Annotated in this window: 29 protein-coding genes; 13 read left to right on the forward strand and 16 right to left on the reverse strand. The window is 66.9% G+C overall.

Going from position 1 to position 24,136, the window contains the following annotated elements:
- Positions 1-7: 7 nt before the first annotated feature.
- Positions 8-334 carry a hypothetical protein gene (locus B0E47_RS00950; RefSeq protein WP_077511575.1) on the forward strand — a complete coding sequence of 109 codons (327 nt, stop codon included), beginning with the start codon at positions 8-10 and terminating at the stop codon, positions 332-334.
- Between the two features lie 4 nt (positions 335-338).
- Here B0E47_RS00950 and B0E47_RS00955 read toward each other — a convergent pair whose 3' ends face one another.
- The 3 genes from B0E47_RS00955 to purM all read right to left on the reverse strand — a co-directional run bounded on the left by B0E47_RS00955 (position 339) and on the right by purM (position 2,909).
- A complete protein-coding gene (locus B0E47_RS00955) occupies positions 339-1,046 on the reverse strand; it encodes a DUF6134 family protein (protein WP_077511577.1) in 708 nt (235 codons plus the stop codon).
- 35 nt (positions 1,047-1,081) lie between these two features.
- Positions 1,082-1,741, reverse strand: a complete 660-nt coding sequence (gene purN, locus B0E47_RS00960) for a phosphoribosylglycinamide formyltransferase (RefSeq protein ID WP_077511579.1) — start codon at positions 1,739-1,741, stop codon at positions 1,082-1,084.
- A gap of 139 nt (positions 1,742-1,880) precedes the next feature.
- Entirely contained in the window at positions 1,881-2,909 is a 1,029-nt protein-coding gene (gene purM, locus B0E47_RS00965) for a phosphoribosylformylglycinamidine cyclo-ligase (RefSeq protein ID WP_077511581.1), read from the reverse strand.
- A 160-nt stretch (positions 2,910-3,069) separates the two neighbouring features.
- On the opposite strand from purM, the gene B0E47_RS00970 reads away from it, so the two are divergent.
- Genes B0E47_RS00970 through hda form a run of 3 tightly spaced genes read left to right on the forward strand, consistent with a single transcriptional unit; the run spans position 3,070 to position 5,935 of the window.
- A complete protein-coding gene (locus B0E47_RS00970) occupies positions 3,070-4,065 on the forward strand; it encodes a DUF2066 domain-containing protein (protein ID WP_077511583.1) in 996 nt (331 codons plus the stop codon).
- Positions 4,062-5,231 (forward strand): AI-2E family transporter, encoded by a 1,170-nt coding sequence (locus B0E47_RS00975; protein ID WP_077511585.1) that lies wholly within the window; start codon positions 4,062-4,064, stop codon positions 5,229-5,231. The genes B0E47_RS00970 and B0E47_RS00975 overlap by 4 nt, the downstream gene beginning before the upstream one ends.
- On the forward strand, positions 5,228-5,935 hold the full coding sequence (gene hda / locus B0E47_RS00980; RefSeq protein WP_077511587.1) for a DnaA regulatory inactivator Hda: 708 nt from the start codon (positions 5,228-5,230) through the stop codon (positions 5,933-5,935). The genes B0E47_RS00975 and hda overlap by 4 nt, the downstream gene beginning before the upstream one ends.
- 38 nt (positions 5,936-5,973) lie before the next feature.
- Here the strand turns inward: hda and B0E47_RS00985 are convergent, their stop codons facing one another.
- Together B0E47_RS00985 and folE are read right to left on the reverse strand one after the other, a co-directional pair.
- Entirely contained in the window at positions 5,974-6,681 is a 708-nt protein-coding gene (locus B0E47_RS00985; RefSeq protein ID WP_077511589.1) for an RNA polymerase sigma factor, read from the reverse strand.
- Positions 6,682-6,736: 55 nt separating this feature from the next.
- Entirely contained in the window at positions 6,737-7,363 is a 627-nt protein-coding gene (gene folE / locus B0E47_RS00990; RefSeq protein WP_077511717.1) for a GTP cyclohydrolase I FolE, read from the reverse strand.
- A gap of 149 nt (positions 7,364-7,512) precedes the next feature.
- Between folE and B0E47_RS00995 the strand changes: the two genes are divergently transcribed.
- A complete protein-coding gene (locus tag B0E47_RS00995; RefSeq protein ID WP_077511591.1) occupies positions 7,513-8,049 on the forward strand; it encodes a DUF4142 domain-containing protein in 537 nt (178 codons plus the stop codon).
- Positions 8,050-8,059: 10 nt separating this feature from the next.
- Complete coding sequence (locus tag B0E47_RS01000; protein ID WP_077511593.1) at positions 8,060-8,392, forward strand: cupredoxin domain-containing protein; 333 nt, start codon at positions 8,060-8,062, stop codon at positions 8,390-8,392.
- Between the two features lie 156 nt (positions 8,393-8,548).
- Here the strand turns inward: B0E47_RS01000 and B0E47_RS01005 are convergent, their stop codons facing one another.
- Complete coding sequence (locus tag B0E47_RS01005; protein ID WP_077511595.1) at positions 8,549-9,352, reverse strand: inositol monophosphatase family protein; 804 nt, start codon at positions 9,350-9,352, stop codon at positions 8,549-8,551.
- Between the two features lie 113 nt (positions 9,353-9,465).
- Between B0E47_RS01005 and B0E47_RS01010 the strand changes: the two genes are divergently transcribed.
- Positions 9,466-10,227 carry an RNA methyltransferase gene (locus tag B0E47_RS01010; protein ID WP_077511597.1) on the forward strand — a complete coding sequence of 254 codons (762 nt, stop codon included), beginning with the start codon at positions 9,466-9,468 and terminating at the stop codon, positions 10,225-10,227.
- 90 nt (positions 10,228-10,317) lie between these two features.
- Here the strand turns inward: B0E47_RS01010 and B0E47_RS01015 are convergent, their stop codons facing one another.
- Positions 10,318-11,646, reverse strand: coding sequence for a hemolysin family protein (locus B0E47_RS01015; RefSeq protein WP_077511599.1), 1,329 nt, complete (start codon positions 11,644-11,646; stop codon positions 10,318-10,320).
- A gap of 136 nt (positions 11,647-11,782) precedes the next feature.
- On the opposite strand from B0E47_RS01015, the gene B0E47_RS01020 reads away from it, so the two are divergent.
- Both B0E47_RS01020 and B0E47_RS01025 read left to right on the forward strand, forming a co-directional pair.
- The gene (locus B0E47_RS01020; RefSeq protein ID WP_077511601.1) at positions 11,783-12,412 is read left to right on the forward strand and encodes a pit accessory protein; all 630 of its coding nucleotides are present in this window, start codon (positions 11,783-11,785) and stop codon (positions 12,410-12,412) included.
- Between the two features lie 87 nt (positions 12,413-12,499).
- Complete coding sequence (locus tag B0E47_RS01025) at positions 12,500-13,612, forward strand: inorganic phosphate transporter (protein ID WP_077511603.1); 1,113 nt, start codon at positions 12,500-12,502, stop codon at positions 13,610-13,612.
- Between the two features lie 27 nt (positions 13,613-13,639).
- Here B0E47_RS01025 and B0E47_RS01030 read toward each other — a convergent pair whose 3' ends face one another.
- Positions 13,640-14,044: a hypothetical protein gene (locus B0E47_RS01030; protein WP_077511605.1), complete on the reverse strand. Its 405-nt coding sequence runs from the start codon at positions 14,042-14,044 to the stop codon at positions 13,640-13,642.
- Positions 14,045-14,119: 75 nt separating this feature from the next.
- Between B0E47_RS01030 and B0E47_RS01035 the strand changes: the two genes are divergently transcribed.
- On the forward strand, positions 14,120-14,461 hold the full coding sequence (locus B0E47_RS01035) for an MGMT family protein (RefSeq protein WP_077511607.1): 342 nt from the start codon (positions 14,120-14,122) through the stop codon (positions 14,459-14,461).
- Positions 14,462-14,470: 9 nt separating this feature from the next.
- Here B0E47_RS01035 and phaZ read toward each other — a convergent pair whose 3' ends face one another.
- The 3 genes from phaZ to B0E47_RS01050 form a co-directional block, all read right to left on the reverse strand.
- A complete protein-coding gene (phaZ, locus tag B0E47_RS01040; RefSeq protein WP_077511609.1) occupies positions 14,471-15,769 on the reverse strand; it encodes a polyhydroxyalkanoate depolymerase in 1,299 nt (432 codons plus the stop codon).
- 295 nt (positions 15,770-16,064) lie between these two features.
- The gene (locus B0E47_RS01045; RefSeq protein ID WP_077511611.1) at positions 16,065-16,814 is read right to left on the reverse strand and encodes a methyltransferase domain-containing protein; all 750 of its coding nucleotides are present in this window, start codon (positions 16,812-16,814) and stop codon (positions 16,065-16,067) included.
- A 41-nt stretch (positions 16,815-16,855) separates the two neighbouring features.
- Positions 16,856-17,362: an RDD family protein gene (locus B0E47_RS01050; protein ID WP_077511721.1), complete on the reverse strand. Its 507-nt coding sequence runs from the start codon at positions 17,360-17,362 to the stop codon at positions 16,856-16,858.
- Between the two features lie 32 nt (positions 17,363-17,394).
- Here B0E47_RS01050 and xerD point away from each other — a divergent pair, with 32 nt between their 5' ends.
- The 3 genes from xerD to B0E47_RS01065 all read left to right on the forward strand — a co-directional run bounded on the left by xerD (position 17,395) and on the right by B0E47_RS01065 (position 19,650).
- Positions 17,395-18,330 (forward strand): site-specific tyrosine recombinase XerD, encoded by a 936-nt coding sequence (gene xerD / locus B0E47_RS01055; RefSeq protein ID WP_139351290.1) that lies wholly within the window; start codon positions 17,395-17,397, stop codon positions 18,328-18,330.
- Between the two features lie 193 nt (positions 18,331-18,523).
- On the forward strand, positions 18,524-18,943 hold the full coding sequence (locus B0E47_RS01060; protein ID WP_077511613.1) for a VOC family protein: 420 nt from the start codon (positions 18,524-18,526) through the stop codon (positions 18,941-18,943).
- A gap of 59 nt (positions 18,944-19,002) precedes the next feature.
- A complete protein-coding gene (locus B0E47_RS01065; RefSeq protein WP_077511615.1) occupies positions 19,003-19,650 on the forward strand; it encodes a YceI family protein in 648 nt (215 codons plus the stop codon).
- 34 nt (positions 19,651-19,684) lie between these two features.
- Here the strand turns inward: B0E47_RS01065 and B0E47_RS01070 are convergent, their stop codons facing one another.
- From B0E47_RS01070 to B0E47_RS01090, 5 genes are all read right to left on the reverse strand, one after another.
- The gene (locus B0E47_RS01070; RefSeq protein ID WP_077511617.1) at positions 19,685-20,287 is read right to left on the reverse strand and encodes a hypothetical protein; all 603 of its coding nucleotides are present in this window, start codon (positions 20,285-20,287) and stop codon (positions 19,685-19,687) included.
- A gap of 54 nt (positions 20,288-20,341) precedes the next feature.
- Positions 20,342-20,923 carry a DUF3501 family protein gene (locus tag B0E47_RS01075; protein ID WP_077511619.1) on the reverse strand — a complete coding sequence of 194 codons (582 nt, stop codon included), beginning with the start codon at positions 20,921-20,923 and terminating at the stop codon, positions 20,342-20,344.
- Between the two features lie 159 nt (positions 20,924-21,082).
- Positions 21,083-22,477: a heterodisulfide reductase-related iron-sulfur binding cluster gene (locus B0E47_RS01080; RefSeq protein ID WP_254422758.1), complete on the reverse strand. Its 1,395-nt coding sequence runs from the start codon at positions 22,475-22,477 to the stop codon at positions 21,083-21,085.
- A 136-nt stretch (positions 22,478-22,613) separates the two neighbouring features.
- A complete protein-coding gene (locus B0E47_RS01085) occupies positions 22,614-23,033 on the reverse strand; it encodes a rubrerythrin family protein (RefSeq protein ID WP_077511623.1) in 420 nt (139 codons plus the stop codon).
- 131 nt (positions 23,034-23,164) lie between these two features.
- Complete coding sequence (locus tag B0E47_RS01090; protein ID WP_077511625.1) at positions 23,165-24,133, reverse strand: LysR substrate-binding domain-containing protein; 969 nt, start codon at positions 24,131-24,133, stop codon at positions 23,165-23,167.
- Between the last annotated feature and the right edge of the window lie 3 nt (positions 24,134-24,136).

The raw sequence follows: 24,136 nt of genomic DNA on the forward strand, positions 1-24,136 counted from the left end.
ATGCCGCATGGACTTCCACTGGCGATTGAAGAACATCCCGGAACTGCGCGGTGTGCCGGAGAAGGATCGGCGTCGCGAGTGGAGTGAAGCGGCGAGTCGCAGCCACACGGCGCGAGGAGTACTGGCGATATTTCTGCTGTTCGGTGCGGGTGTCGTTGGCGGAGATCTGGTCGCAAGGTGGTCCGGCCATGCCACGGGCTGGATCAATATGGGCAGCACGCTGCTGGGTGCGATGCTGGCGAGCATGGTCAATGCCTACGGACTGGTTCAACCGCGCGCCCGCCGCTGGCTGCGAGAGCACGCCGGCGAACAAAATCGCCACGCGCCGCCTTGAAGCCCTAGCCCGCCTTGTAGCTCACCAGTTCCATCACCATGTCGCCGCCATCGTGCTGCGACAGCTTCACCGGCAGCGGGTAGCGTGCGGGAGCGTACCAGGCGCTGAAGCCGCGGTCGGCGTCGGTGCGGTCGACCCGTTCGGCCTGGAAGCTGCCGGCGGGAACCTGCACCGTCTCCTTGCCGCTCACCTTGAATTGCTGGGTCTGCACTTCCTGGCGTACCGCAACCGCGAGCGCCACCTGCTGCTTGCCCGCCTGCAGGGCCACGCCCAGCGCCAGCGGCAAGGTATTGCGCTCGACGATGCCGGGTTTGGCCGGGTAGGTCTGCGCGCCCTTGCCGTCATCGACACTGACCTGGCTGGTGTTCCAGTCGACGCGCAGATGGCGCTGCTTGTCCTTGATTCCGGTGTGCAGTTCGTAGTCGTAGCTGAGTGCTTCGGGCAGGTCGTTTTTCCAGCGGAAGCGCGAGGTCTCATCCACGCTGGCGCCAAGCATCGCCGCCAGGCCGCCGGTGCTCTTGACGCTCTTGCGGTAGGTCCACTCGCCGTTGCCGTCGTCGTGCAGGCTGATCGTCGCGGTGCCCATCGGGCTGTCGCCGCGCAGCACCTTGTAGGTGGCGGTGAAGGCGGTCGGTGTGGTCGCGGCGGCGCTGGAGATGCCGGTCAGCAGGGCGAGGCCGAGCAGGGGAGCGAGCAGGGATCGGATAGTCATGCGTCGAGTCTGCCGAGGCCGGGCTGAACGGCGGATCACTCCAGGCCGTGTTCGCCGAGAATCAATGGCGTGGGCAGCGGTCGGCGGTCGAACTGCACGGCATCGGCGCGCCATTGCAGGCGCCCGCTGGCCAGCAGGGCGAGCACCGCCGGCAGCAGCCGGTGTTCCAGCGGCAACAGGCGTTGCGCCAGGCGCTGCTCGTCGTCCCCGGGCTGGATGGCCAGGCGCGCCTGTGCGATCACCGGGCCGCCATCGAGTTCGGCGGTGACGAAGTGGACGCTGGCGCCGTGTTCGGCGTCGCCCGCCTCGAGCGCGCGTCGATGCGTGTGCAGGCCGCGGTATTTCGGCAGCAGCGACGGATGGATGTTGATCATCCGGCCGACCCATGGCGTCAGCGCTTCACCGTCGAGGATGCGCATGAAGCCGGCCAGCACCAGCCACTCGGCGCCGCTGGCGCCGATACGTGCGAACAGGTCCAGATCGAACGCACGTCGGTCCGGATAACCGCGCGGATCCAGCGCCAGCGTCGGGATGTTGGCTGCCTCGGCCAGCCGCAAGGCACCGGCGCCCGCCTTGTCGCTGCCGACCAGCACGAACTCGATCGGCAGTTCGCCACGCGCGCGCGCGTCGAGCAGGGCAGCAAGGTTGCTGCCACGGCCGGAGGCAAGGACGGCGATGCGCGGTGGTGAGGACATGGGATGATTTCTGCCGTTCGCCCTGAGCGTAGACCCGTAGGGTCGGAGTCGAAGGGTTCACTCGGCGAGTCCCTTCGACTTCGCTGCGCTACGCTCAGGGTGAACGGTATGTCGGCGCAGCGCTGATTGGCACGATGCCTTAGCCGATATGCACGCGTTCGTCGCCCTGCGCGGGCACGATCTCACCGATCACCGAACTGGCCAGGCCATGCTTGGCCAGCAGCGCGGACGCGGCGGCTACCGCATCGCGCGGCAGGATCACGGTGAAGCCGATGCCGCAGTTGAACGTGCGCCACATTTCCTCGCGCGCCACGTTGCCTTCGCGCATCAGCCAGTCGAACACTGGCGGCAGCACGATGGCCGAGGCATCCAGCGCGATGCCGAGACCGCCCGGCACCACGCGGACGATGTTTTCCTTCAGGCCACCGCCGGTGATGTGGGCCATGCCGTGCACCGGGCCTTCCTTCAACAAATCCAGCATCGACTTCACGTAGATCGTGGTCGGCGCTATCAGCGTGTCGGCCAGCTTCACGCCGCCAAGGTCGAGGTCGAGAGGATTCCCGGCGCGCTCGAGGATGCGCCGGATCAGCGAATAGCCATTCGAATGCGGGCCGCTGGAGGCCACGCCGAGAATCACATCGCCGGCAACGATGGCATCGCCGCTCAGCATCCGCGATTTCTCCACGGCGCCCACGGTGAAGCCCGCCAGGTCGTATTCGCCCGGCGGGTACATGTCCGGCATCTCGGCGGTCTCGCCGCCGATCAGGGCGCAGCCGGCCAGCTCGCAACCCCGGGCGATGCCGCCGACGACGGCCACGGTGGTTTCCACATCCAGCTTGCCGGTGGCGAAGTAGTCGAGGAAGAACAGCGGCTCGGCGCCCTGCACCAGCACGTCGTTGACGCACATGCCGACCAGGTCGATGCCGATGGTGTCGTGACGGCCGAGGATCTGCGCCAGCTTCAGCTTGGTGCCGACGCCGTCGGTGCCTGAGACCAGTACCGGTTCCTTGTAACGTCCGGAAAGGTCGAACAGGCCGCCGAAGCCGCCCAGCCCACCCATCACCTCGGGCCGGAACGTGCGCTTGACCAGCGGCTTGATGCGTTCGACCACGGCATTGCCCGCGTCGATATCGACGCCGGCGGCGCGGTAGGTGAGGGCGTCAGACATGGCGGAAACCGGCGGGGGTGAAACGTGCAATTCTAGCAGGATGCAGCCTGGATGCCCGACGCGCCGGTGCTGTCTCGAATCCGCCGGGCGTGCGCGGATGGACGCTGCGAGCCGGATTGGGCAGACTTCGCGGGAGTTTCCCGAGGAAGAACCCGTGACCATGCGCCTGCCCCGCCTGTTGATCGTTTTCCTGCTGCTGGGCGTTGCCGCGCTGTCGCCGCTGCGTGCGCAGACCGCCGGTTCGCCGTATTCGGTCACCGTGCCGGTCACCGATACCACCGATGCGCAGCGCGACCAGGCCTTTGCCACGGCCCTGGGGCAGGTGATGACGCGGGTCGCCGGCGGCCAGGATCTGCGCAGCAACCCCGGCTACGCCGAGGCGTTGGGCAGCGCCAGTTCACTGGTGCAGAAGTTCCAGTACCAGCGCGCCGCCACCGGCCTGGTGCTGGAGGTGGATTTCGCACCGTCCTCGGTGCGCCGGCTGGTGGCCAAGCTCGGCGTGGCCAGCGCGGGGATCAAGCCGCCCGTGTTGTTGCTGGTGCAGCGCGCGGACGGCAGCATGGTCGACCAGGCCGCGCTGGCAAGCCTGGCCTCCACGGCGGCTGCGCGCGGCACCAACGTGGTGTATCCGACGCCGTCGGGCCAGTTCGACGCCGCCAAGGTGGCCGCGGCGGATCCGGCGACGTTGGCGGCGATCAACCAGCAGTACCACACCGGCCTGGTGCTGCTGGGCAAACTGCACGACGGCGCGGCCGACTGGACACTGATCTCCGGTGGACAGGTGCAGCACTGGAACAACCAGGCTGCCACCGACGACGCCTTGCTGGCCGCTGCCGGCAACGGACTGGTCGATCGCCTGGGCAAGCAGCTCAACGTGATCGGCGCGGGTGCCAGCGTGGGCAAGCTGTGGGTGAACGGACTGGACTCGGCCGCCGACTATGCCAACCTGCTGGCCACCTTGAATGCCGATCCCTCGGTGCAGCATGTGACCACGCTGGGCGCGCAGAACGATGGCGTGCTGCTCGAGGTCAAGGCCTCGGTGCCGATGGAGGCGTTGGCCGCGAACCTCGCCGCCGGCGGCCGCCTGCTGTTGCAGGGCGAGCCGCATGCCGGCGCCGACGCCAACCTGCGCTGGTTGCACGGAAGTTCGCCATGAACCCGACCCGCGACGCGTCGCGTCGCTGGCAACTGCTGGCGATCGCGGCGGTCATCGTCTACCTGATCTGGCTGCTGGCGCCGGTCCTGATGCCGTTCGCGGTCGCCGCCATGCTGGCCTATCTCGGCGATCCGCTGGCCGACCGGCTGGAGCGGCTGGGACTGAGCCGGACGTGGGCGGCCACGATCGTCTTCGTGGTGCTGCTGGTCGTCGTGGTCGGCGTGCTGCTGCTGCTGATACCGCTGATCGCGCGCCAGGTCGAGAACCTGGTCAACAACCTGCCGCGTTACGGCGACTGGGCGCAGAACGTGGCCTGGCCCTGGCTGCAGGCGCGGTTGCATCTGGACCCGCACACCTTCGACAGCGATCGCCTGTTGCAGCTGATCAAGACCCACATCGGCTCGATCGGCGACGTCGCCACCACGGTGCTGGGCAAGGTGTCGCGCTCCGGCGTGGGCATTGCCGTGTGGCTGACCAACCTGGTGCTGATCCCGGTGGTGGCGTTCTACCTGCTGCGCGACTGGGACCGGCTGGTAGCCACCATCGACGGCATGCTGCCGCGCTCGCTGCAGCCGACCATCGCGCACCTGGCGCGCGAGTCGGACAAGATCCTCGGCGCCTTCGTGCGTGGCCAGTTGCTGGTGATGCTGGCGCTGGGCGTGTTCTACGCCGCCGGCCTGGGGCTGACCGGACTCTCGGTCGGGCTGCTGATCGGCATGGTCGCCGGCCTGCTCAGTTTCGTGCCGTACCTGGGTTTCATCATCGGCTTCGTGGCGGCGATGATCGCCGTGCTGGTGCAGTTCGGTGACTGGACCCATGTGCTGCTGGTCTGCGGCGTGTTCGCGGTGGGCCAGCTGCTGGAAGGATATGTGCTGGTGCCCAAGCTGGTCGGCGACAAGATCGGTCTGCATCCGGTGGCGGTGATTTTCGCGGTGCTGGCCGGCGGTTATCTGTTCGGCTTCCTCGGCGTGCTGCTGGCGCTGCCGGCGGCCTCGGTGATCGTGGTGCTGTTGCGTTATCTGATCGAGCGCTATCGCATGAGCGAGCTGTACAACGAAAGCGGACCGGACGACCCGGTGATTGCCGAAGTCGAGGTCGACGTGCACAGGGACGGCGAGGTCGAGACTTCGGTCGAGCCCGCACCGGACGACCGCGCCGCCCCATGATCCCGCAACTGCCGCTCGCACTGCGCTGGCCGCGTCGCCAGCGTTTCGAACATTTCCATGCCGGCGCCAACGCCGCCGCACTCGCCGCCGTGCAGGCGCTTGCCAGCGAACGCGGCGCGCCATGGGTGTACCTGCACGGTGCCGGCGGCAGCGGCCGCAGCCATCTGCTGCTGGCGGCCTGCCAGGCGGCCAGCGCGGTCGGTCGGCGCGCGCAATACCTGCCGCTGGCCACGATGAGCGATCACGTGGCCGCGTTGCGTGGCGTCGCCGGCAGCGAACTGCTGGCGCTGGACGATCTCGGCGCCATCGCCGGTAACCGCGAGGCCGAACACGCGCTGTTCGACCTCTACAACCGCACCAGGGCGGACGGCAACGCGCTGCTGTTCGCGGCCGATGTCACGCCCGCGCAACTGGGCATCGAATTGCCCGACCTGCGCTCGCGGCTCGGCGCCTGCACGCAGTTCGCACTGAAACCGCTGGATGACGACGAGCGCCGTGCGGTGCTGAAGGCGCAGGCGGCATCGCGTGGCATCGAGCTGGACGACAGCGTGCTGGACTGGCTGTTCGCGCGCCATGCGCGCGATCTCGGCGCCTTGCTGGATCTGCTGGAGCGGCTGGATCAGGCGTCGCTGGCGGCGCAGCGACGGATCACGATCCCCTTCCTGCGTGGTGTGCTGCGGGAGGATGGGCAGGAGAGTCCGTGAGCGGATGAATGCCGCGCCCGTGGCGGGAACCCGTGATGTCAGGCGTCGGTCGCCTCGGCCTCCAGTCGCGCCATCACTGCTTCGGTGACGCGGGCGCAGCGCTGGCCCATGAACGGGAATGCCTCGCCCATGGTGCCGGCCAGTCGGTCATGCAGCGATGAACGCAACAGGCGGCGCGCGCGGTGCAGGCGGGTCTTCACCGTTTCCGGCTTGATGCCGAGCTGGCTGGCGGTCTCTTCCACGCTGCATTCTTCGACCTCGCGCAGCATGTAGACGACGCGGAAGCCCGGCGGCAATTCGTCGATGGCGTGTTCGAGCAGGTGGCGGATCTGCGTGCGCGCGGCGAAGGCGGCGGGATCCTCGCTGCCGAATTTCGAAGGGAAGCGGATGATCTGGTGCGTGTCGTCAGGTGCCACGTCGACCTGCTCCAGCCCGACCATGGTGTGGCGCTTGCGCAAGCGGCCGCGGGCCTCGTTCAGCACGATGGTGGTCAGCCAGGTCGACAGGCTCGAATCGCCGCGGAATGAATCCAGCTTGTCATAGGCACGCATATACGACTCCTGCAACACGTCTTCCGCCTCGGAGTCCTCGCCGATCACGGCGCGCGCGACCCGGAACAGGCGCTGGTTGCAGCGTTGCATGATGTGGCGGAACGCCTCGCGCTCGCCGCTGCGAACGAGCGCCACCAGCGCGTGGTCGTCCAGCGCGGTGTAGTCGACGGATGCAACATGGGCATGGCCTTGCATGATTTTCTCCTTTTACACCCGATACGATGCATCTGCATGCCCGGAGGTTCCCGGCTCAACCCGCGAGAGTGGCCAGGATTTCCGCCCGGCGTGGTTCCTGCGCGAATTCGCCCAGCAGGCGCCGGGTCTGCATGGACACGCCATGCAGGCGCACCCCGCGTGACGACAGGCACTCGTGGCTGGCCTGCACGATCACCGCCACGCCGCGCGGTTGCAACACCTGGGCCAGAGTGTCGGCGATCTCCGTGGTCAGCCGCTCCTGGATCTGCAGGCGTCGACCGAATGCCTCGACCAGCCGCGCCAGCTTGGAAATGCCGACCACGCGCCGGCGCGGCAGGTAGGCGATGTGCACCAGGCCGCGGATCGGCGCCATGTGGTGCTCGCATGTCGATTGCAGCGGGATGTCACGCAGGATCACGGCGTCGTCATAGCCGCCGACTTCGCCGAACGTGCGCTTGAGCAGGCTGGCCGGATCCTGCCGATACCCGCCAAACCACTCCTCGTAGGCACGCACCACGCGCGCCGGCGTGGCCAGCAGGCCCTCGCGTGCGGGGTCGTCGCCGGCCCAGCGGATCAGCGTGCGCACGGCGGCTTCCGCTTCGGCGCGGGAGGGCTGGGGATTCTCACGGGTGACCACGGGCGCGGTCGGCGTGAGGTCGAGGGTCTGGTCGGATTCGAGCATGGGCGTGGCTTCGTGGGTGGTGACAGCCATGCGATGCAGACACCGTCGCCGCGGTTCCCGTGACCGGGCGGGAACCTGCGTGCCGGTACTGCATCAGATGGGTACCGGCGCCTGTCGTGCGCCTTCCTCCACGCAAGGAAACCTCCATCATGAACAAGCCGCTGTTTGCCCTCGCCCTCGGTCTTGCCTTCGTCGCAGCCTCGGTGACCGGCGCCAACGCCGCCACGCCGGCGCCCGCCATCAACGACGCGCAGATCGCGCATATTGCCTACACCGCCGGCGCCATCGACGTCACCGCCGCAAAGCAGGCGCTGCAGAAATCGCACAACCCGCAGGTGCGCGCGTTCGCCGAGGAAATGGCACGCGATCATGCCGCGGTGAACGACCAGGCGCTGGCGCTGGTGAAGAAGCTGGGCGTGACGCCGCAGGACAACCCGACCAGCCAGTCGCTGGCGAGCGCCGCCGCCGCCGAGCAGACGAAACTCGCCGCGCTCAGTGGCGCGGCGTACGACAAGGCCTATGCGGCGAACGAAGTCGCCTTTCACAAGACCGTCAATGGTGCGTTGAGCGGCACGCTGATTCCGGCGGCGCAGAACCCGGAGCTGAAGTCGCTGCTGGAAACCGGCCTGAAGCTGTTCCAGTCGCACCAGATGCATGCCGAGCATCTTGCGCAAGGCCTGAAGTAAGGAGCACGCCATGTTGCGCATCATGATCATGCTCGCCGGCCTCCTGCTGCTGTTCGCCGGGGCGATGCCCGCCACGGCGACCGGCACCGCGCAGGCGCCGCGCGTGCATGTGATCGTGGTCGACAAGATGGCATTCGGTCCGATGCCTGCCGGTGTTCGCGCCGGCGACATCATCGAATGGGTCAACCACGACATCTTCGAACACAGCGCCACCGCCCGCGACGGCAGCTTCGACGTCGACCTCAAGCCCGGCGCCAGCGTGCGCACCACGGCAAAGCCCGGCACCGTCGCGTTCTTCTGCAAGTTCCACCCCACGATGCAGGCGACCCTGGTGGTGAAGTAGCAGATTCGCCGTACGCACATGCGGTAGCGATCCAGCCTGCACTTGGTGCAGGTTGGATCGCGATTGGTGGGTGGAGTGGGCCGGTTGGAGAGGCGTGTTCGTGGGGCAGCGAAGGTGATTACGGGCACCCTCGTTGGTCTCAGCTGGTCAGGTCGCTCAAGCTTTGAGCAACCCCGGCGTCGCCTGCTGTCCGATCGCGTCCACCATCGCCTTGGCCACGTTGAGGTTGCCGGCGACGATGTTGCCGCTGGCGGGGATGCCGTCGCGGCCGGCGAAGTCGCAGTAGCGGCCGCCGGCTTCGTGCACCAGCAACACGCCGGCGGCCATGTCCCACGGTTTCAGGCCGATCTCGAAGTAGCCGTCGTAGCGGCCGGCGGCGACGTAGGCCAGATCCAGCGCGGCGGAGCCGGAGCGGCGGATGTCTTCGGCCTGGCCGAGGATGGCTCGAGTCATGTCGAGCTGGGCGGTGAGGTGTTCGCGCTGGCGGAACGGGAAACCGGTGGCGATCATCGCGCCGCCGAGGTTCTCGCGCTTGCCCACGCGCATGCGGCGGTCGTTGATATAGGCGCCGTCGCCCTTGCTGGCGGTGTATAGCTCGTCGCGCAGCGGGTCGAACACCACCGCGTGGATCGGCACGCCCTTGTCCAGCAGCGCGATCGACACGCTGAAGTGCGGGATGCCGCGCAGGTAGTTGTGGGTACCGTCGAGCGGGTCGATCACCCAGGTCAGCGGGCCCTTGCCGGTCTGGCCGCTTTCCTCGGCGAGGATCGCGTGGTCGGGGTAGGCGCGGCGCAGTTCCTTGATGATTTCCGCCTCGGCCAGCTTGTCGACCTCGGAGACGAAGTCCATCTGCTGCTTCTCGACGACGTGCAGGCCGTCGATTCGGTTCATGTAGCGCAGGATCACATTGCCTGCGGAACGCGCGGCGCGCGCCGCGATCGTGACGTGTGGTCTGGCCATGGTTTCGACTTTGGAAGAGAGCGGGGTTGCGGCCGGCGATTCTAGCAGAGGCGGACCCGGACCGCCCCGCGTCCGTTATTCTTGTGCGCTCCGCCCGCCATGCCACAGCACGAATGACCGACTTTCAGGACCTCGCCGCGCGCTTCCGTTTCGTGCTGGCGCGCACCTCCCATCCGGGCAATATCGGCAGTGCCGCGCGGGCGATCCGCACGATGGGTTTCAATCGGCTGGAGCTGGTGCTGCCCGCGCGGTTTCCCGACCGCGAGGCGAATGCGCTGGCCGCCGGCGCCGACGAGGTGCTGGTCAATGCCGGCGTGCATGCCGAACTGGTCGACGGCCTGGCGGGTTGCAACTTCGTGCTGGGCCTGTCGGCGCGTCGGCGCGGCGTGACCCTGCCGGAGTTGAGTCCGCGCGAGGCGGCGCGGCAGGCACTGGCCGCGGCGGCCCGCGGCGAGCAGGTGGCGCTGCTGTTCGGCAACGAGCGCAGCGGTCTGGAAAACGAGGAGCTGGCGCGCTGCCACGCGATGGTGCGGATTCCCAGCGTGGACGATTTCAGTTCGCTCAACCTGTCGCAGGCGGTGCAGGTGATGGCCTACGAGTTGCGCATGGCCATGCTCGGCGACGAGCTGCCGGCAGCGCCGCCCGAACACGACGAGCCGCCTGCCGACGCAACGCAGATGGAGCAGTTCTACCGACACCTGGCGCAGGCGCTGGACGACATCGAGTTCCACAAGGGGCGCGAGCCGACCACGATCATGCTGCGCCTGCGCAAGCTGTTCCAGCGCGCCCAGCCGGACGAACGCGAGCTGCGCGTGCTGCACGGCATCCTGGCCGATGCGCAGCGCATGGCGGGGTTGGCGAAGAGCGAGAAGTGAGTGGAGAGGAATGAGGAGTGAGGAGTGAGAGAAGGCCGATGCCGGGCCGGTTGTTGCTTTCTCTCACTCCTCTCCACTCACTCCTGTTCCTCAGCCCGTTTCCTCGTCGCCGGTGGTGTCGTTCGCCGATGGCGCGGGAGTGACCAGCAGCTTGTCGATGCGTGCGCCGTCGAGGTCCACCACCTCGAAACGGATGCCGCGCCAGGCGAACACCTCGCCGGTCTGCGGCACGTGGCCAAGCGCGGTCATCACCATGCCGGCGGCGGTGCGGTATTCGTGTTCGTCCTCGCCGGGCAGTTCGCCGACCTGCAGCAGTTCGCGCAGGTCGTCGGTGGGCAGGCTGCCGTCGATCAGCCAGCTGCCATCGGCGCGCTGCAGGATCGGACCCTCCTCGTTGCCGCCGTGGCCGATCTGGCTGGCGCCGACCACCGCCGCCAGCAGGTCGTTGACGGTGACCACGCCCTCGATGTCGCCGTATTCGTCGACCACCAGGGCCAGCGGCGTCTCGGCATCGCGAAACTCCTCCAGCAGATCCAGCGCGCGCGCCGCGGCCGGCACGAACAGCGGCTTGGAGAGGTGGCCGAACAGCTCGGGACTGCCGGCAGCAAAGCTGTGCAGCATCAGCTTGACTTCGACCACGCCGACCACATCGCTCTCGTCGCCGCGATAGACCGGATAGCGCGAATACGGCGTCTGCCGCATCACCTCGATGTTTTCCTCGCGCGGTGCGGCCATGTCCAGCCACGCGATGCGCATGCGCGGGGTCATCACGCTGTCGACGGTGCGGTCGCCCAGGCGCAGCACGCGGTTGACCATGTTGTGCTCGTCCTGGTCGAGCACGCCCTGTTCGGCGCTTTCGGCCACCAGCAGGCGGATCTCGTCCTCGGTGACCACGCCACGACCTTGCGGGTTGATCCGCAACAGCCGCAGCAGCAGGTTGCTGGACATGTTCAGCAGCCACACGAACGGCGCGGCGAGCCGCGACAGCAGCAGCATCGGGATCGCCACATAGGAGGACAACTTCTCCGGCGCCGACAGTGCCAGCCGCTTGGGCACCAGCTCGCCGATCACCACCTGCAGGAACGAGATCAGGATGAAGCCGAGCACGATGCCGATGATTCGCGCGTAGGGCAGCAGCCAGGCCAGCTGTTCGCCTTGCAGGGCCTCGGCGATGTGGCCGCCCAGCGCGTCTCCGGCCACGGCGCCGGTGATCAGCATCACCATGGTGATGCCGACCTGCACGGTGGACAGGAAATACTCGGGCGCTTCGGCATGGCGCAGCGCCAGCGCAGCCTTGCGGCTGGTCCTGGCCATCTGCTTGAGCCGGCTCTTGCGCGAAACCACCAGCGCCATCTCCGACAGCGCAAAGAAGCCGTTGCACAACGAAAGCACGAGGACGAGCGCGATTTCGGTCAGCATCGCGGCGATGATGGCGGAGGGTGCATGGCCACAGTGTAAGGGCAGTCGGGCCCGCACTTCACCCCGGGCCGGGTGCGGCTGGGTACGGCCGTCCTGTAACATTCCGGTCATCCCGTTCACTCAGGCATGCCGAACCATGTTTTCCCTGCAGACGATTTTCGGCAAAGGCGACAAGTTCTACGGCCTGCTGGAACAGAGCGCCGCCACCGCCTGCGAGAGCGCCCAGGCGCTGCACGACCTGCTGACCAAGCCGGACCAGGGCGCGGTGATGGCCTCCTTCGCGGCAACCCGGGCGCGCGAGAAGGAGCTGGCCGCGCAGATCAGCGAGGGCCTGGTGAATACCTTCGTCACCGCGCTCGACCGCGAGGATATCGAGGCGCTCAATTCCTCGCTGTACAAGATTCCCAAGACCATCGAGAAGTTCGCCGAGCGCTACGAGATCGTCGCCTCGCGCCTGCTCGGCGTGGACTTCGCCCAGCGCGCCCTGGTGCTGCAGCGTTCCAGCGAAGTGGTCGCCGAGATGATCGGCGAGCTGCGCCGCGGCCTGCGCATCGATCCGGTCAAGAAACTGCAGGATCGGCTGCAGGCGCTGGAATCGGAAGGCGACCGCATGCTGCTGGCGCCTTACCGCACCTTGTACGTCGAGGGCAACGACGCGATGCGCGCGATGCTGGCCAAGGACCTGTTCGAGCTGATCGAGAAGGCCATCGACAAGTGCCGCGACGTCGGCAACATCGTCTATTCGATCGTGCTGAAAAACTCCTGAGGGCGTCACCGTGACCGAGCGCAATCCGCTTCGCGAAGTGCCGCCGATGTCGCCTTGCAGCAATCGCGTTCCCGTGGGGAGCGCCGCATGAGCGTGGTCATCGCGGTGGTGGTGATCGCGCTGCTGTTCACCTACATCAACGGCTTCCACGACACCGCCAACTCGATCGCCACCGTGGTGGCGACGAAGGTGCTCACGCCCGGGCAGGCCGTGTTGATGGCCGCCGGCACCAACCTCATCGGTGCCTTCCTCGGTACCGCGGTGGCGGCCACCATCGCTTCCGGGCTGATCAATGCCGGGGTGGTCGAGATGAGCTCCCAGCTGCTGATCTGCGCCCTGCTGGCGGCGATCGTGTGGAACCTGATCACCTGGTGGCTGGGCCTGCCGTCGAGCTCCAGTCACGCCCTGGTCGGCTCGCTGGTGGGAGCGGCGATTGCCGCCTCGGGCAACGATTTCGGCTCGGTGATCTGGGAGCAGGGCAGCTGGCTCAAGGGCCATGGCGTGATTCCCAAGGTGGTCGTTCCGATGGTGCTGTCGCCGCTGGCCGGGTTCATCATCAGCTTCATCCTGATGGGCTCGCTGTATGCGCTGCTGGCCTGGTTCGCGAACCGGCAAGGCTGGTCGCGCCGGTTCGGGCGCACGCCGTTCGTCAACTTCTTCTTCGGCAAGGCGCAGATCATCTCGGCCAGCGCGATGGGCGTGGCGCACGGCATGAACGACGCGCAGAAGAGCATGGGCATCATCGCGCTGGCGCTGGCCGGCGCCACCGCGGCGCACCAGTTCGATCACCTGCCGGCGGTCTTCGGTTTCCTGCGCATCGACGAGAACCCGGCCGGCGGCTTCGTCATCCCGGTATGGGTCAAGGTGGTATCGGCGCTGACCATGGCGGCCGGCACCGCCGGTGGCGGCTGGCGCATCATCAAGACGCTGGGCCACAAGATGGTCAAGCTGCATCCGATCAACGGGTTCGCCGCCGAAACGAGTTCCGCGCTGGTGATCCTCACCGCCTCGGTATTCGGCATCCCGGTGTCGACCACCCACAACGTGTCGGCTTCGATCATGGGCGTGGGTGCGGCCAAGCGCTTCAACGCGATCCGCTGGTCGGTGGTCGAGCGCATGGTGTGGGCATGGATCCTGACCCTGCCGGTCACCGCCTTGCTGGCCTACGGGTTCGTGGTGGGGTTCCGGCTGCTTTTCTGAGACTGGCGCCGTTCGGGTTCCGTGGCGCTACAGCGAGTCGTCGCCGCTGGCGATCACCTGTTCCAGCTGGTCGCCCAGCGAGCCCAGCTCGTGGATCACCCGTTCCAGCTCCGGCGCATCGAGGAATTCGTACAGGCGGTTTTCGCACAGGTGCAGGTAGGGCGAGCCGTCGAGGTCGGCCACCGCCAGGAAGCCGGTGCGCTGCTGCCAGTTGAAGCGCAGGCAGCGTTGTGGATCGGTACCGGCGAGCGGGCCGATCGGGGTGGACACGCGCAGGTAGCGGCGCCCGGCGTCGCCTTCCAGCTCGGCCAGGTAGATGCCCTGGTGACGATCCTGCCCGAGCTTCAGGTCGAAGCTGATCAGGTAGGGATCGTTGTGATGCAGCTGGTGCCGGCTGCCGATGTGGGAGCGCACGGCTTCGAAGTGGCGCATGGTGCCGTTTCCGTTGGGAGAACCCGAGGTTACTCTGTCACGGATGACATTCCGAGTCGCCCCGCCGGAGTACCCATGAAGGATCGCAACGCCCGCATCTACGCCGCCATCGCCGCGATCCCGCCGGGTCGTGTGGCCAGTTACGGCGCCATCGCCGCCCGCGCGGGCCTGCCCGGCCGGGCGCGGCTGGTGGGGCGTCTGCTCGGCGAGGTGCCGGACGGGATGGTGCTGCCGTGGTTCCGCGTGCTGCGCGCCAGCGGCTACATCGCGATGCCGCCGGGCAGCCGCGGCTTTCGCGAACAGTGCCGGCGGCTGCGTGCCGAAGGCGTCGAGGTACGCAACGGCCGGGTGCCGCTGTCGCGGTTCGGCCTGGACGGCAACCTCGACCACGCGCTGTGGGGACTGCCGGATCGGTAAGACGCCGGCTCAGGCCACCGCCGGCGCATCCCCGGCTCTGCGCACCAGCGTCGCGGCCTTGGCCGGCTGGTCGAACTGGCGGATGAAGTCGCGCACCTGCGGATAAACCGTTTCGCGCCAGCGTCGACCGCTGAAGATGCCGTAATGGCCGGCCCCCTCGATCACCCGGTGCGCGCGTCGTTTCGCCGGGATGCTGCTGCACAGGTCGTGCGCCGCCTCGGTCTGGCCAAGGCCGGAGATGTCGTCCAGTTCGCCTTCGATGGTCAGCAGGGCGCTGCGCCGGATCGCGCCCGGGTCCACCCGTTCGCCGGCCACGTCCCACAGCCCGCGGGGCAACAGGAACTGCTGGAACACCTTCTCGATCGTGTCCAGGTAGAACCGCGCCGGCATGTCCAGCACGGCGTTGTATTCGTCGTAGAACTTGCGGTGCGCCTCGGCGTCTTCCTGGTCGCCGCGCAGCAGGTCCTGGTAGAAGTCCCAGTGCGAACTCATGTGCCGGCCCGGGTTCATCGCGATGAACCCGGCGTGCTGCAGGAAACCGGGATAGACCTCGCGCCCGCGGCCCGGGTAGTTCGGCGGCACCGTGTGGATCACGTTGCCCTTGAACCAGGACAGCGGCTGCTGGGTGGCCAGGTTGTCGACGCTGGTGGGGCTGCGGCGCGGATCGATCGGGCCGCCCATCATGGTCAGACTGCGCGGCGTGGGCTCGCCGCGCGCGGCCATCAGCGACACCGCGGCCAGCACCGGCACGGTGGGCTGGCATACCGAGATGACGTGCAGCGACTCGGCGCCGATGTGCCGGATGAAGTCCTCCACGTAGGCGACGTAGTCATCCAGGCCGAACGTGCCTTCCGACGCCGGCACCATGCGCGCGTCGACCCAGTCGGTGATGTACACCTTGTGGTCGCGCAGCAGGGTGCGCACGGTGTCGCGCAGCAAGGTGGCGTGGTGGCCGGACAACGGCGCCACCAGCAGCACGACCGGGTCGTTCTTCATCTTTTCGATGGTGGCCGGGTCGTCGCTGAAGCGCTTGAACCGCTTCAGCTGGCAGAACGGCCTGGCCATCGCCACGCGTTCGATCACCGCGATCTCCTGATCGTGGGCGCTGGCCACGTGGATGCCGAATTCCGGCTTCTCGTACTCCTTGCCCAGGCGGTAAATCAGTTCGTTGCCGGCGGCCAGCCTTGGCACGCCGGGAAACTGGGCGAACGGGTTGCCGGGAGCGCTCAGCATGCGGGCGTTGGCTTCGGCGAAATAGCTCAACGGACCGAGCAGCGAGCGCTGCCACTCATGGATTTGATAAAGCATCGAGGAGGGTGACCCCTGGGACGGAAACGTTTGCATCTTAGCGGGTTTGCCGCTGTCGTGTTGCGATGCCGCAGAGACAGGCTGAGAGGCTGTGAAACGAACAGCCTCTCAGCCCGGCCATGGCGAGGGCATGGATGCCCGAGTTGAGGCAATGCAGGAGCAGTTGCCCGATGGCCGGACGCGAAGTCAGGCATGCGAGTGCCTGACTTCGCGGGAGCGAGTACGGACATGTGCCGGACTCGTGACTGAAAGAAACCACAGGACGTGGTTTCTTTCACAGGCTCTGCGCCGTTTCTCAGCCTGCGTAACGGCAGCGCAGCAGCAATTCGTCGACACCGCGGGTGTCACCGAGTCCTTCGCGCCAGCGCAAGGGTTTCTGGAAGCACAGGCCCAGCGGCATGAACACGCGGTTGTACCACCACATGGCGCGCTCGCGCCGATGGGTGAGATACCACTGGCCGAGGTCGAGCAGGCGCGAGGACTTCGGCTGCATGCCGTAGACCGCGCTGTGCTCGAGGCGAAAGCCGTGTCGTTCCAGCAAGGCGGGAATGCCTGCCGGGTCGTAACGGCGACAATGCCCCACGAACTCGTCGAAGGCCGTCCACGCCTCCGGGTGCAGCGGCACCGACAGCAGCACGCTGGCGCCGGGGGCGGCGACCCGTGCCAGCTCGGCCAGGGCGGCATGGTCGTCGGCCACATGTTCGAGGATGTCCAGCGCACAGATCAGGTCGAAGCAGGCATTGCCGCAGGGCAGCGCACCGATCAAGCCGTGAACCGCGTCGGCGCCGTTCGAGCGCAGCCGGCGCAAGGCGGCCCGGCTGAGGTCGACGAAGCAGGTGCCTTGCAGCGGCAGCCGCGGACGCAGGCCGGGCGCCACTTCCAGCCGGCGTGGGGCGCGCTGCGCCAGTTCATGCAGCAGCGGCCAGGTGTTGAAGCGCGCCGGATCGATCAGCCTCGCCTGCGCCCACAGCGATTCGTAGAAGCCGCGGTTGCTGCGGATCAGTTCGGCGTCGCTGCGGTTTTCGGTGGAGCGCGCTGGCGGCATCGCCGGATTGAACCGTGCCGGCCCTGAGCGCCATGTGAAGTTCAGCCCAGCCGGCGCAGCTCGGTCGCGGCGACGATGTCGTGCAGCGCGCGTCGGCGCGGATCGACCAGGGCCACCGCAAACCACGCGGCCCACGCCGCCAGCGAGGTCCACAGCGTGCTGCGCAATCCCAGCGCCGGCGCCAGCATCAGCAGCAGCATCGGCGTCGCCGCCACCAGCAGCCGCAGCACGGCCTGCTGCAGGGTCGGGCTGCCACCGTCGCGGCCGGTCAGCCGGATATGCCATGGCCGCATGCCCACGGTCTGTCCCCCGCGCAGCCAGGAGCTGACGAAATACGCCGACACCACCAGCCCCTGCAATGGCCGGTACCAGACGGGAATCACCGCGTGCCCGTCGGTGCGGATCAGCTGGCCGCCGGTCGCCAGCTGGCACAGCAGGCCCACCACCATCACGATCGCCAGCACGATCAGCAGGTCGTAGAGCAGGGCCAGCAGGCGGCGCCACAACGGGCAGGGCGCGGAGGAAACGGCATCGGGAAGGGTCGGCATCGGCATCGAATCGCTTGCGTGGAGCGCGCGCGATGGTCAGCATCGTGCGCATGAAGAATGGAGAAAACCCTGCCAGTATCGCCGAAGCCGACCGGCGCAGCATCGCCACGTTCCTGGAGCGAGTGTGGTCCGAGGATGGCCTGGCCGAGCGCACGCTGGAGGCGTACCGGCGCGATCTGGAGGCCTTGGCGCGGTGGCTGGCCGCGCGCCGTTGCGATCTGCATGCCGCCACGCGCGAGCAGATTTCCGCCTACCACGGCGCGCAGCGGGGCGCCGTCCGATCGATGGCGCGGCGCCAATCGGCGTTTCGCCGTTACTACGCATTTGTCGCACGCGACGAGCCGGGTTTTGTCGATCCGACCCTGCTGATCGAGCGGCCGAAAATGCCGCGCAGTCTGCCCAAGGCACTGGCCGAGCGCGAGATCGAAGGCCTGTTGCAGGCGCCGGACCTCGGTACTCCGCTGGGCCTGCGCGATCGCGCCATGCTCGAGCTGATGTACGCCTCCGGCCTGCGCGTTTCCGAACTGGTCGAACTGCCGCTGGCCGCGCTGAACACGCGCCAGGGCGTGCTGCGGGTCACCGGCAAGGGCGGCAAGGATCGGCTGGTGCCGGTCGGCGAGCTGGCGCTCGAACATATCGGTACCTATCTGGCTGCGGCGCGCCCCGCGCTGGCCCGGGGTCGGCAGCCAGCGGCGCTGTTCCTCAGTAATCGCGGTGAAGGCATGAGCCGGCAGATGTTCTGGACCCTGGTGAAACGCCACGCACTGCAGGCCGGCATCCACGCGAAACGCATCTCGCCCCATGTATTGCGGCATTCCTTCGCCACCCACCTGCTCAACCACGGCGCCGACCTGCGCGCGTTGCAGATGCTGCTCGGCCACAGCTCGCTCAGCACCACGCAGATCTATACGCTGGTGGCGAAGGAAGGCCTGAAGCGGTTGCATGCGCAGCATCATCCGCGCGGGTGATGCGAAGGGGCCTTGCGTTGACCTCGGCCATTGCCGATCCCCGGCGAGCCGGGTCGCATGGCATGTCGATTTTCGCCAACGCCGTTCGTCGCCCGATCGAATACCGCGCAAAACGGAGCACCCTGATCGCGCAGGTCGCGTGATGCAGGCCGTCATTACTCCATCCATCCATTCCCCACCAGAGGAAACCGACATGCAACTCGTCAACTATCTGTTTTTCAGGAACCAGGCCGCGGAAGCGTTCGATTTCTACGCGCGTTGCCTCGGCGGCAAGATCGTGATGAAGGTGACGCTTGGCGAGATGCCCGATGGCGGGAACGCCTTGCCGGAGACACGCGACCTGATCGCCCATGTACGCCTGGCAGTCGGCGATGCCGTGCTGATGGGCTCGGACTGGTGCACGCCGACCGGCGAGCCCTATCCGGGCATCCACGGCAATGCGGTATCGCTGAGCGTGGATCAGCCCGGTGAGGTGGAGCGGCTGTTTGCCGCCCTGAGCGAAGGCGCCAACGTGAGCATGCCGATGGCGGAGACCTCGTGGGCACTGCGCTTCGGCATGCTGACCGACCGCTACGGTGCGATGTGGATGGTCAACTGCAACCGACCGGCATGATTCTCGCGGTGAAACCAGGTACCGACCTGCCGTTTACTCCTTTCCGACCCGGACATCCCATGAAACCGACATATCGCCGGACACCATCCTTGTCCTTGCTGGCCTTGCCCTGGCTGGCACTGCCGTTGCTCCTCGCTGCCATGACGGCCGCGGCGCAACCCGTCGCCTACACCATCGACCCCGCGCACACCTATCCGAGTTTCGCCGCCGATCACATGGGTCTCTCGACCTGGCGCGGCAAGTTCGATCACAGCGCCGGCACGATCACGCTGGATCGCGCCGCGCGCACGGGCACGGTGCATGTCGTGACCGAAACGGCCAGCGTCAACTTCGGCCTCGCCGAACTCGACAAGATGGTGCTGCGCGCGGCGCTGCCCGCATCACTGTGCAAGACGCAATGTGCCTTCTTCGATGCGGCGACCTTTCCGCAAGCGGTTTACGACGGCAGGCTCACGGATTTCGTCCATGGCGCACCGACGCGCGTGATCGGCAAGCTGACCCTGCACGGCGTGACGCGCCCGCTGGATCTCCAGATCGGGCACTTCAAGTGCGTGCCCGACTTCATGCTCAAGCCGCGCGAGCGCTGCGGCGCCGAAGCCTCGGCGAGTTTCGACCGCGCCACGTTCGGCGTCGACGCCGGCCAGTCGTTCGGCCTGGATACGAAGGTGACGCTGCAGATCCAGGTCGAGGCCGTGCAGGACAAGTGAGGCTGGGACGGCAAGGTGTCGCCCAGTCCGGGCTTCACGGCTCCGGCACGACATCCACGCTCTCGACATAGATCAACTCGCACGCTCCCGCACCGGTATCGTTGCGGGTCATCGAGGTGTTCCAGTGCCAGCCGCCGGGGCGGCTGGCGTCGACCAGGAAGCCTTCGAGGTGGATGATCTGGCCGGTGCGCACACTTTCCAGCTGGCTTTTCACGCCGGGATCGGCGGGAATCATGTGCATGTTGGCGCTGGAGGTCTCGATCTCGCGGCGCGGGATCGGGAACTCCTTCACGTGCCAATAGTAGAAGCGTCCGGACTGGCTGATGTCGATGTGCGCCAGCACGGCGCTGTCCGACATGCGGCCCCAGCCGAGGGCGAGGTCCAGCGGCACCAGGTCGGAGCCTTCGCCCCAGGAATAGTCCTTGCGCGAGAGCACGCGGGCGGTGATGTCGAAGTGTGCGCGGGTGGTGAGGGTGGTGTCGCCTTTCTGCAACCGGGCGCCGTGATCGAGGTCGACCTGGACCGGCGCCTCGGCGGCGAGCACGCCGGGCCCTGGCTGCACGGCGCCGTGCTGGTGGTGCTTGAGCACACCAAGGACTAGCAGCAGCGCGGCGGCAAGGATCAGGAGTTTGCGCATTCGGACTGCAGCGGTGGGAATGCGCGCAGTGTAAGTCAGGCCATGGTATCCGGCTCAGCTGAAGTCGGCCGCCAGCATGTCGCGTTGCGCGCTGGTCAGGGTGGCCTTTACCGGCATCGCGGGCAGGGTGGAGGCCAGCGTGACGGGTTTGCCGTCGTGCCAGTCCCTGATCATCGCGGAATCCAGTTCGAAGCGCAGGAAATGCACGGCGGCGGTCTTTTCGTCGTTGCTGCGATCCATGTCTTCGTCGGCGATCGCAACGACAGCTGCGTGGCCTTCCACCGTCAGTTCGATGGCATGCTCGATTTTCCGCAATCGCACCAGTTCGACGCGGCGCTGTTCCTCGTCGGGAAACTCGACCATCAGCGTGGCCTTGAGGTTGTGGCCGTCCGGGATCAGCGGGTTGTAGGCATCGAGTTCTTCCTGGATGCCTGCGGCCTCGAAGATCCGTTCGATGCGCAGCATCTCCTGCACCTGGTACTGCACGGTGAGGCGATCCTCGAAGATCAGGGTAAGGTGCTCGCCCAGATGCACCGTGCGCTGCTTCTTGTGCGCCAGCACGCGGGCGCGGAACTCGCCGCGCTGCTGGGCGTAGGCTTCGAGGGAGAGTAGGTCGGCGCGGGTGAGTTTGGTCATGAGGCGAAGAGCGAGGAGTGAGTGGAGAGGAGTGAGAAGTGAGCGAGGAGCGAGGAGCGAAGAGCGAAGAGCGAGGAGTGAGTGGAGATGAGTGAGTAGTGAGAGAGGAGCGAAGAGCGACGTGATGACCGGTGGTGGCTTTCTCTCACTACTCACTCCTCATATCCCGTAGGCCTTGCGTAGCAGGCTCAGCGGATGTTCCGCCGCGGGTTTGTCGTCGAGCCCGTGGGCGATGTGGCCGCCGGCCATCGGGCAGTCGCTGGTGAAGTGATCGGGGGCCGCTTCGGCGACGCGCTTCTCCACCGGTCTGGCCAGCTTGCGCGACAGTGCGTAGGTCTTGTGCTTGACGCCGTAGGTGCCGTCGTGGCCGGAGCAGCGCTCGATCGTGGTGACTTCGGTGTTCGGCACCAGTTGCAGGATGTCGCGGGTTTTCGGTCCGATCTTCTGCACGCGCTGGTGGCAGGGCACCTGCCAGGCGACCTTGCCCAGTGAAGTCTTGAAGTCCGTCTTGAGCAAGTCTGCCTTGTGCCGTTCGGCCAGGTATTCGAACGGGTCGAAGAAGTGATCGTGCACCAGCGCAACCTCCGTGTCGTCCGGAAACATCAGCGGCAGCTCCTGCTTGAACATCAGCACGCAGGAGGGAATCGCGGCGATGAAATCCCAGCCTTCGCGGGCCATCTTCGCCAGCACCGGGATGTTGCGCTCCTTGTACTTCTTCACGGTCTTGAGGTCGCCCAGCTCCAGCTTCGGCATGCCGCAGCAGGCTTCCTGTTCGACCAGCCGGGTCGGGATCTCGTTGTACTGGAGGATGGCGGCGAGGTCCTCGACCACGCCGGGTTCGGAATGGTCGCAGTAGCAGGTAGCGAACAGCGCAACCTTGCCGCGCGTGCGTCCCGCCGCGATCGCCTCGCCGCTGCCGTCCAGGTCACGCAAACGCTTGCGTGCGGTAGGCGAGTGGTATTCGGGCACGCGCGCCTTCGCGTCGACGCCCATGGTTTTTTCCAGCAGCTTGCGTGCGCCCGGGTTGCGGTTCGCCGCATTGATCACCTGCACCACCACCGGGATCGACGCCAGCTTGCCGACCGCGCGCGTGCTGGACAGGATTTTTGCCGACAATGGCGCGCCATCACGCTCGAACGCCACCGCCTTGGCGCGCAGCATCAGGTGCGGAAAATCCACGTTCCACGGATGCGGCGGGGTGTACGGACACTTGACCTGATAGCACAGGTCGCACAGATAGCACTGCTCGGTGACCTTGGGGTAGTCGGCCTTGTCGACGCCGTCGATCTCCATCGTCTTCGACTCGTCGATCAGGTCGAACAAGGTGGGGAAGGCGTGGCACAGGCTGACGCAGCGGCGGCAGCCGTGGCAGATGTTGAACACCCGCTCCATTTCGGCGTCCAGTGCCTGCTGATCCATAAATTCCGGATTGAGCCAGTCCAGCGGGTGCCGGGTCGGCGCCTGCAGGTTGCCTTCGCCCTTCTCGTGGATCAGGTCCATCGGTGGCCTCCGGTAGTTGGCGAGCACGATCCACGGTGGGGTGGAAGGGGACACTCTGACCCCGATCCGCTGTAGCCGTTCGCCCTGAGCGTAGGTCCGCAGGACCGAAGTCGAAGGGCAGCCCTTCGACTTCGCTGCGCTACGCTCAGGGCGAACGGTTACTGAAGTACGACGCTGATCGTGATTTCGTTCAGCCCAGGTCGCCGAGCGCCTTGGTGAAGCGGTTCGCGTGCGAGCGCTCCGCCTTGGCCAGGGTCTCGAACCAGTCGGCGATTTCCTCGAAGCCTTCCTCGCGCGCGGCTTTCATCATTCCCGGATACATGTCGGTGTACTCGTGGGTTTCGCCGGCAATGGCGCTTTTCAGATTCAGGTGGGTTTCGCCAAACGGCAATCCGGTGGCGGGGTCGCCGACCGCTTCCAGGTATTCGAGATGGCCGTGCGCATGGCCGGTCTCGCCCTCGGCGGTGGAACGGAACACGGCCGAAACATCGTTGTAGCCTTCGACGTCGGCCTTGCCGGCGAAGTAGAGGTAGCGCCGGTTGGCCATCGATTCGCCGGCAAAGGCGTCCTTCAGGTTCTGCTCGGTTTTGGATCCTTTCAACTTGCTCATGACATCACCTCGTGGCGTGTGGCTGGGAGGGAAAAGTCTGCGCGGCCTTGCGGTCGTCTCAGCCGGAGCCTAGCCCGCGCTGGCCGAATGATGAAATTGACTGTTTCGATGGAGTACATAGCCTCCGGCTATCAGTGCACGCGTGCGTGCTTCGTCGGAATGCTCTTCGCTGCCGGCATCGGGGTGGCCGCGGGGTGTGCGTCGAGCAGTTCGGGCGGCAGTTGCCGCAGCACCCCGGCCAGGCGCTTCAGGAACTCGTCCATCGCCGAGCTCTTGCGCCAGACCATGGCGATGCGCCGGCTCGGCGGATGGCCCTTGAATTCGATCAGGTGCAGGCCGTCCACGGGCGCTACCGGCGGCTTCACCGCCATCACCGGCAGCAGGGTGATGCCGACGTTCGCGGCCACCATCTGGCGCAGCGTCTCCAGGCTGGTCGCGCGGAAGCCGCCGTGTTCGCCGGCGCCCGACAGGTGGCAGACCTCCAGCGCCTGGTCGCGCAGGCAGTGGCCATCCTCCAGCAGCAGCAGGTTCTGGTTGGACAGGTCGCGCAGCTTGAGCAGGCCCTGCTTGTGCGCCAGCGGATGTACGTCGGAAACGGCAAGCAGGAACGGTTCCTCGAACAGGAACTCGCTGTGCATGCTGTCCTCGTGCAGGGGCAGGGCGAGGATGCCGGCATCAAGCCGGCCTTCGCGCAGCAGGCGCAGGAGCGCTTCGGTTTTCTCCTCGACCAGCAGCAGTTCAAGCTTCGGAAACGCGGCCCGCACCAGTGGCAACGCATGCGGCAGCAAATAGGGCCCCAGGGTCGGGAAGATGCCCAGCCGCACCGTGCCGGATTCCGGGTCCAGCGTGCGCCGGGCCACCGCGCGGATCTGCTCGACGCCGCCGAGCACGTCGCGTGCGCGGATCGCGATGTCGCGGCCCACCTCGGTCAGCAGCACTTTGCGCGGCGTGCGTTCGACCAGCGGCACGCCGAGTTCCTCCTCCAGCTTCTTGATCTGGGTGGACAAGGTCGGCTGGCTGACGAAGCAGGCTTCGGCTGCGCGGCCGAAATGCCGGTGCTCAGCCAGGGCCACCAGATATTGGAGATCGCGCAGGTTCATCGG

The sequence above is a fragment of the Rhodanobacter sp. B05 genome (genome assembly GCF_002001085.1).
In the GTDB taxonomy this organism is placed as follows: domain Bacteria; phylum Pseudomonadota; class Gammaproteobacteria; order Xanthomonadales; family Rhodanobacteraceae; genus Rhodanobacter.

What these genes read in the sequence shown, in the direction of transcription:
- xerD (WP_139351290.1), top strand. Translation starts at nt 17,395, where the DNA reads ATGGTCAGCATCGTGCGCATGAAGAATGGAGAAAACCCTGCCAGTATC.
- B0E47_RS01085 (WP_077511623.1), bottom strand. Translation starts at nt 23,033, where the DNA reads ATGAGCAAGTTGAAAGGATCCAAAACCGAGCAGAACCTGAAGGACGCC.
- B0E47_RS00985 (WP_077511589.1), bottom strand. Translation starts at nt 6,681, where the DNA reads ATGCAAGGCCATGCCCATGTTGCATCCGTCGACTACACCGCGCTGGAC.
- purN (WP_077511579.1), bottom strand. Translation starts at nt 1,741, where the DNA reads ATGTCCTCACCACCGCGCATCGCCGTCCTTGCCTCCGGCCGTGGCAGC.
- B0E47_RS01005 (WP_077511595.1), bottom strand. Translation starts at nt 9,352, where the DNA reads ATGGCCAGACCACACGTCACGATCGCGGCGCGCGCCGCGCGTTCCGCA.
- B0E47_RS01050 (WP_077511721.1), bottom strand. Translation starts at nt 17,362, where the DNA reads ATGCCGACCCTTCCCGATGCCGTTTCCTCCGCGCCCTGCCCGTTGTGG.
- B0E47_RS01075 (WP_077511619.1), bottom strand. Translation starts at nt 20,923, where the DNA reads ATGACCAAACTCACCCGCGCCGACCTACTCTCCCTCGAAGCCTACGCC.
- B0E47_RS01015 (WP_077511599.1), bottom strand. Translation starts at nt 11,646, where the DNA reads ATGCTGACCGAAATCGCGCTCGTCCTCGTGCTTTCGTTGTGCAACGGC.
- B0E47_RS01010 (WP_077511597.1), top strand. Translation starts at nt 9,466, where the DNA reads ATGACCGACTTTCAGGACCTCGCCGCGCGCTTCCGTTTCGTGCTGGCG.
- B0E47_RS01020 (WP_077511601.1), top strand. Translation starts at nt 11,783, where the DNA reads ATGTTTTCCCTGCAGACGATTTTCGGCAAAGGCGACAAGTTCTACGGC.
- B0E47_RS01065 (WP_077511615.1), top strand. Translation starts at nt 19,003, where the DNA reads ATGAAACCGACATATCGCCGGACACCATCCTTGTCCTTGCTGGCCTTG.
- B0E47_RS01030 (WP_077511605.1), bottom strand. Translation starts at nt 14,044, where the DNA reads ATGCGCCACTTCGAAGCCGTGCGCTCCCACATCGGCAGCCGGCACCAG.
- B0E47_RS00970 (WP_077511583.1), top strand. Translation starts at nt 3,070, where the DNA reads ATGCGCCTGCCCCGCCTGTTGATCGTTTTCCTGCTGCTGGGCGTTGCC.
- B0E47_RS01025 (WP_077511603.1), top strand. Translation starts at nt 12,500, where the DNA reads ATGAGCGTGGTCATCGCGGTGGTGGTGATCGCGCTGCTGTTCACCTAC.
- hda (WP_077511587.1), top strand. Translation starts at nt 5,228, where the DNA reads ATGATCCCGCAACTGCCGCTCGCACTGCGCTGGCCGCGTCGCCAGCGT.
- B0E47_RS01000 (WP_077511593.1), top strand. Translation starts at nt 8,060, where the DNA reads ATGTTGCGCATCATGATCATGCTCGCCGGCCTCCTGCTGCTGTTCGCC.
- phaZ (WP_077511609.1), bottom strand. Translation starts at nt 15,769, where the DNA reads ATGCTTTATCAAATCCATGAGTGGCAGCGCTCGCTGCTCGGTCCGTTG.
- B0E47_RS00955 (WP_077511577.1), bottom strand. Translation starts at nt 1,046, where the DNA reads ATGACTATCCGATCCCTGCTCGCTCCCCTGCTCGGCCTCGCCCTGCTG.
- B0E47_RS00995 (WP_077511591.1), top strand. Translation starts at nt 7,513, where the DNA reads ATGAACAAGCCGCTGTTTGCCCTCGCCCTCGGTCTTGCCTTCGTCGCA.
- B0E47_RS01060 (WP_077511613.1), top strand. Translation starts at nt 18,524, where the DNA reads ATGCAACTCGTCAACTATCTGTTTTTCAGGAACCAGGCCGCGGAAGCG.
- B0E47_RS01070 (WP_077511617.1), bottom strand. Translation starts at nt 20,287, where the DNA reads ATGCGCAAACTCCTGATCCTTGCCGCCGCGCTGCTGCTAGTCCTTGGT.
- B0E47_RS01090 (WP_077511625.1), bottom strand. Translation starts at nt 24,133, where the DNA reads ATGAACCTGCGCGATCTCCAATATCTGGTGGCCCTGGCTGAGCACCGG.
- B0E47_RS00950 (WP_077511575.1), top strand. Translation starts at nt 8, where the DNA reads ATGGACTTCCACTGGCGATTGAAGAACATCCCGGAACTGCGCGGTGTG.
- B0E47_RS01035 (WP_077511607.1), top strand. Translation starts at nt 14,120, where the DNA reads ATGAAGGATCGCAACGCCCGCATCTACGCCGCCATCGCCGCGATCCCG.
- B0E47_RS00975 (WP_077511585.1), top strand. Translation starts at nt 4,062, where the DNA reads ATGAACCCGACCCGCGACGCGTCGCGTCGCTGGCAACTGCTGGCGATC.
- B0E47_RS01045 (WP_077511611.1), bottom strand. Translation starts at nt 16,814, where the DNA reads ATGCCGCCAGCGCGCTCCACCGAAAACCGCAGCGACGCCGAACTGATC.
- purM (WP_077511581.1), bottom strand. Translation starts at nt 2,909, where the DNA reads ATGTCTGACGCCCTCACCTACCGCGCCGCCGGCGTCGATATCGACGCG.
- folE (WP_077511717.1), bottom strand. Translation starts at nt 7,363, where the DNA reads ATGCTCGAATCCGACCAGACCCTCGACCTCACGCCGACCGCGCCCGTG.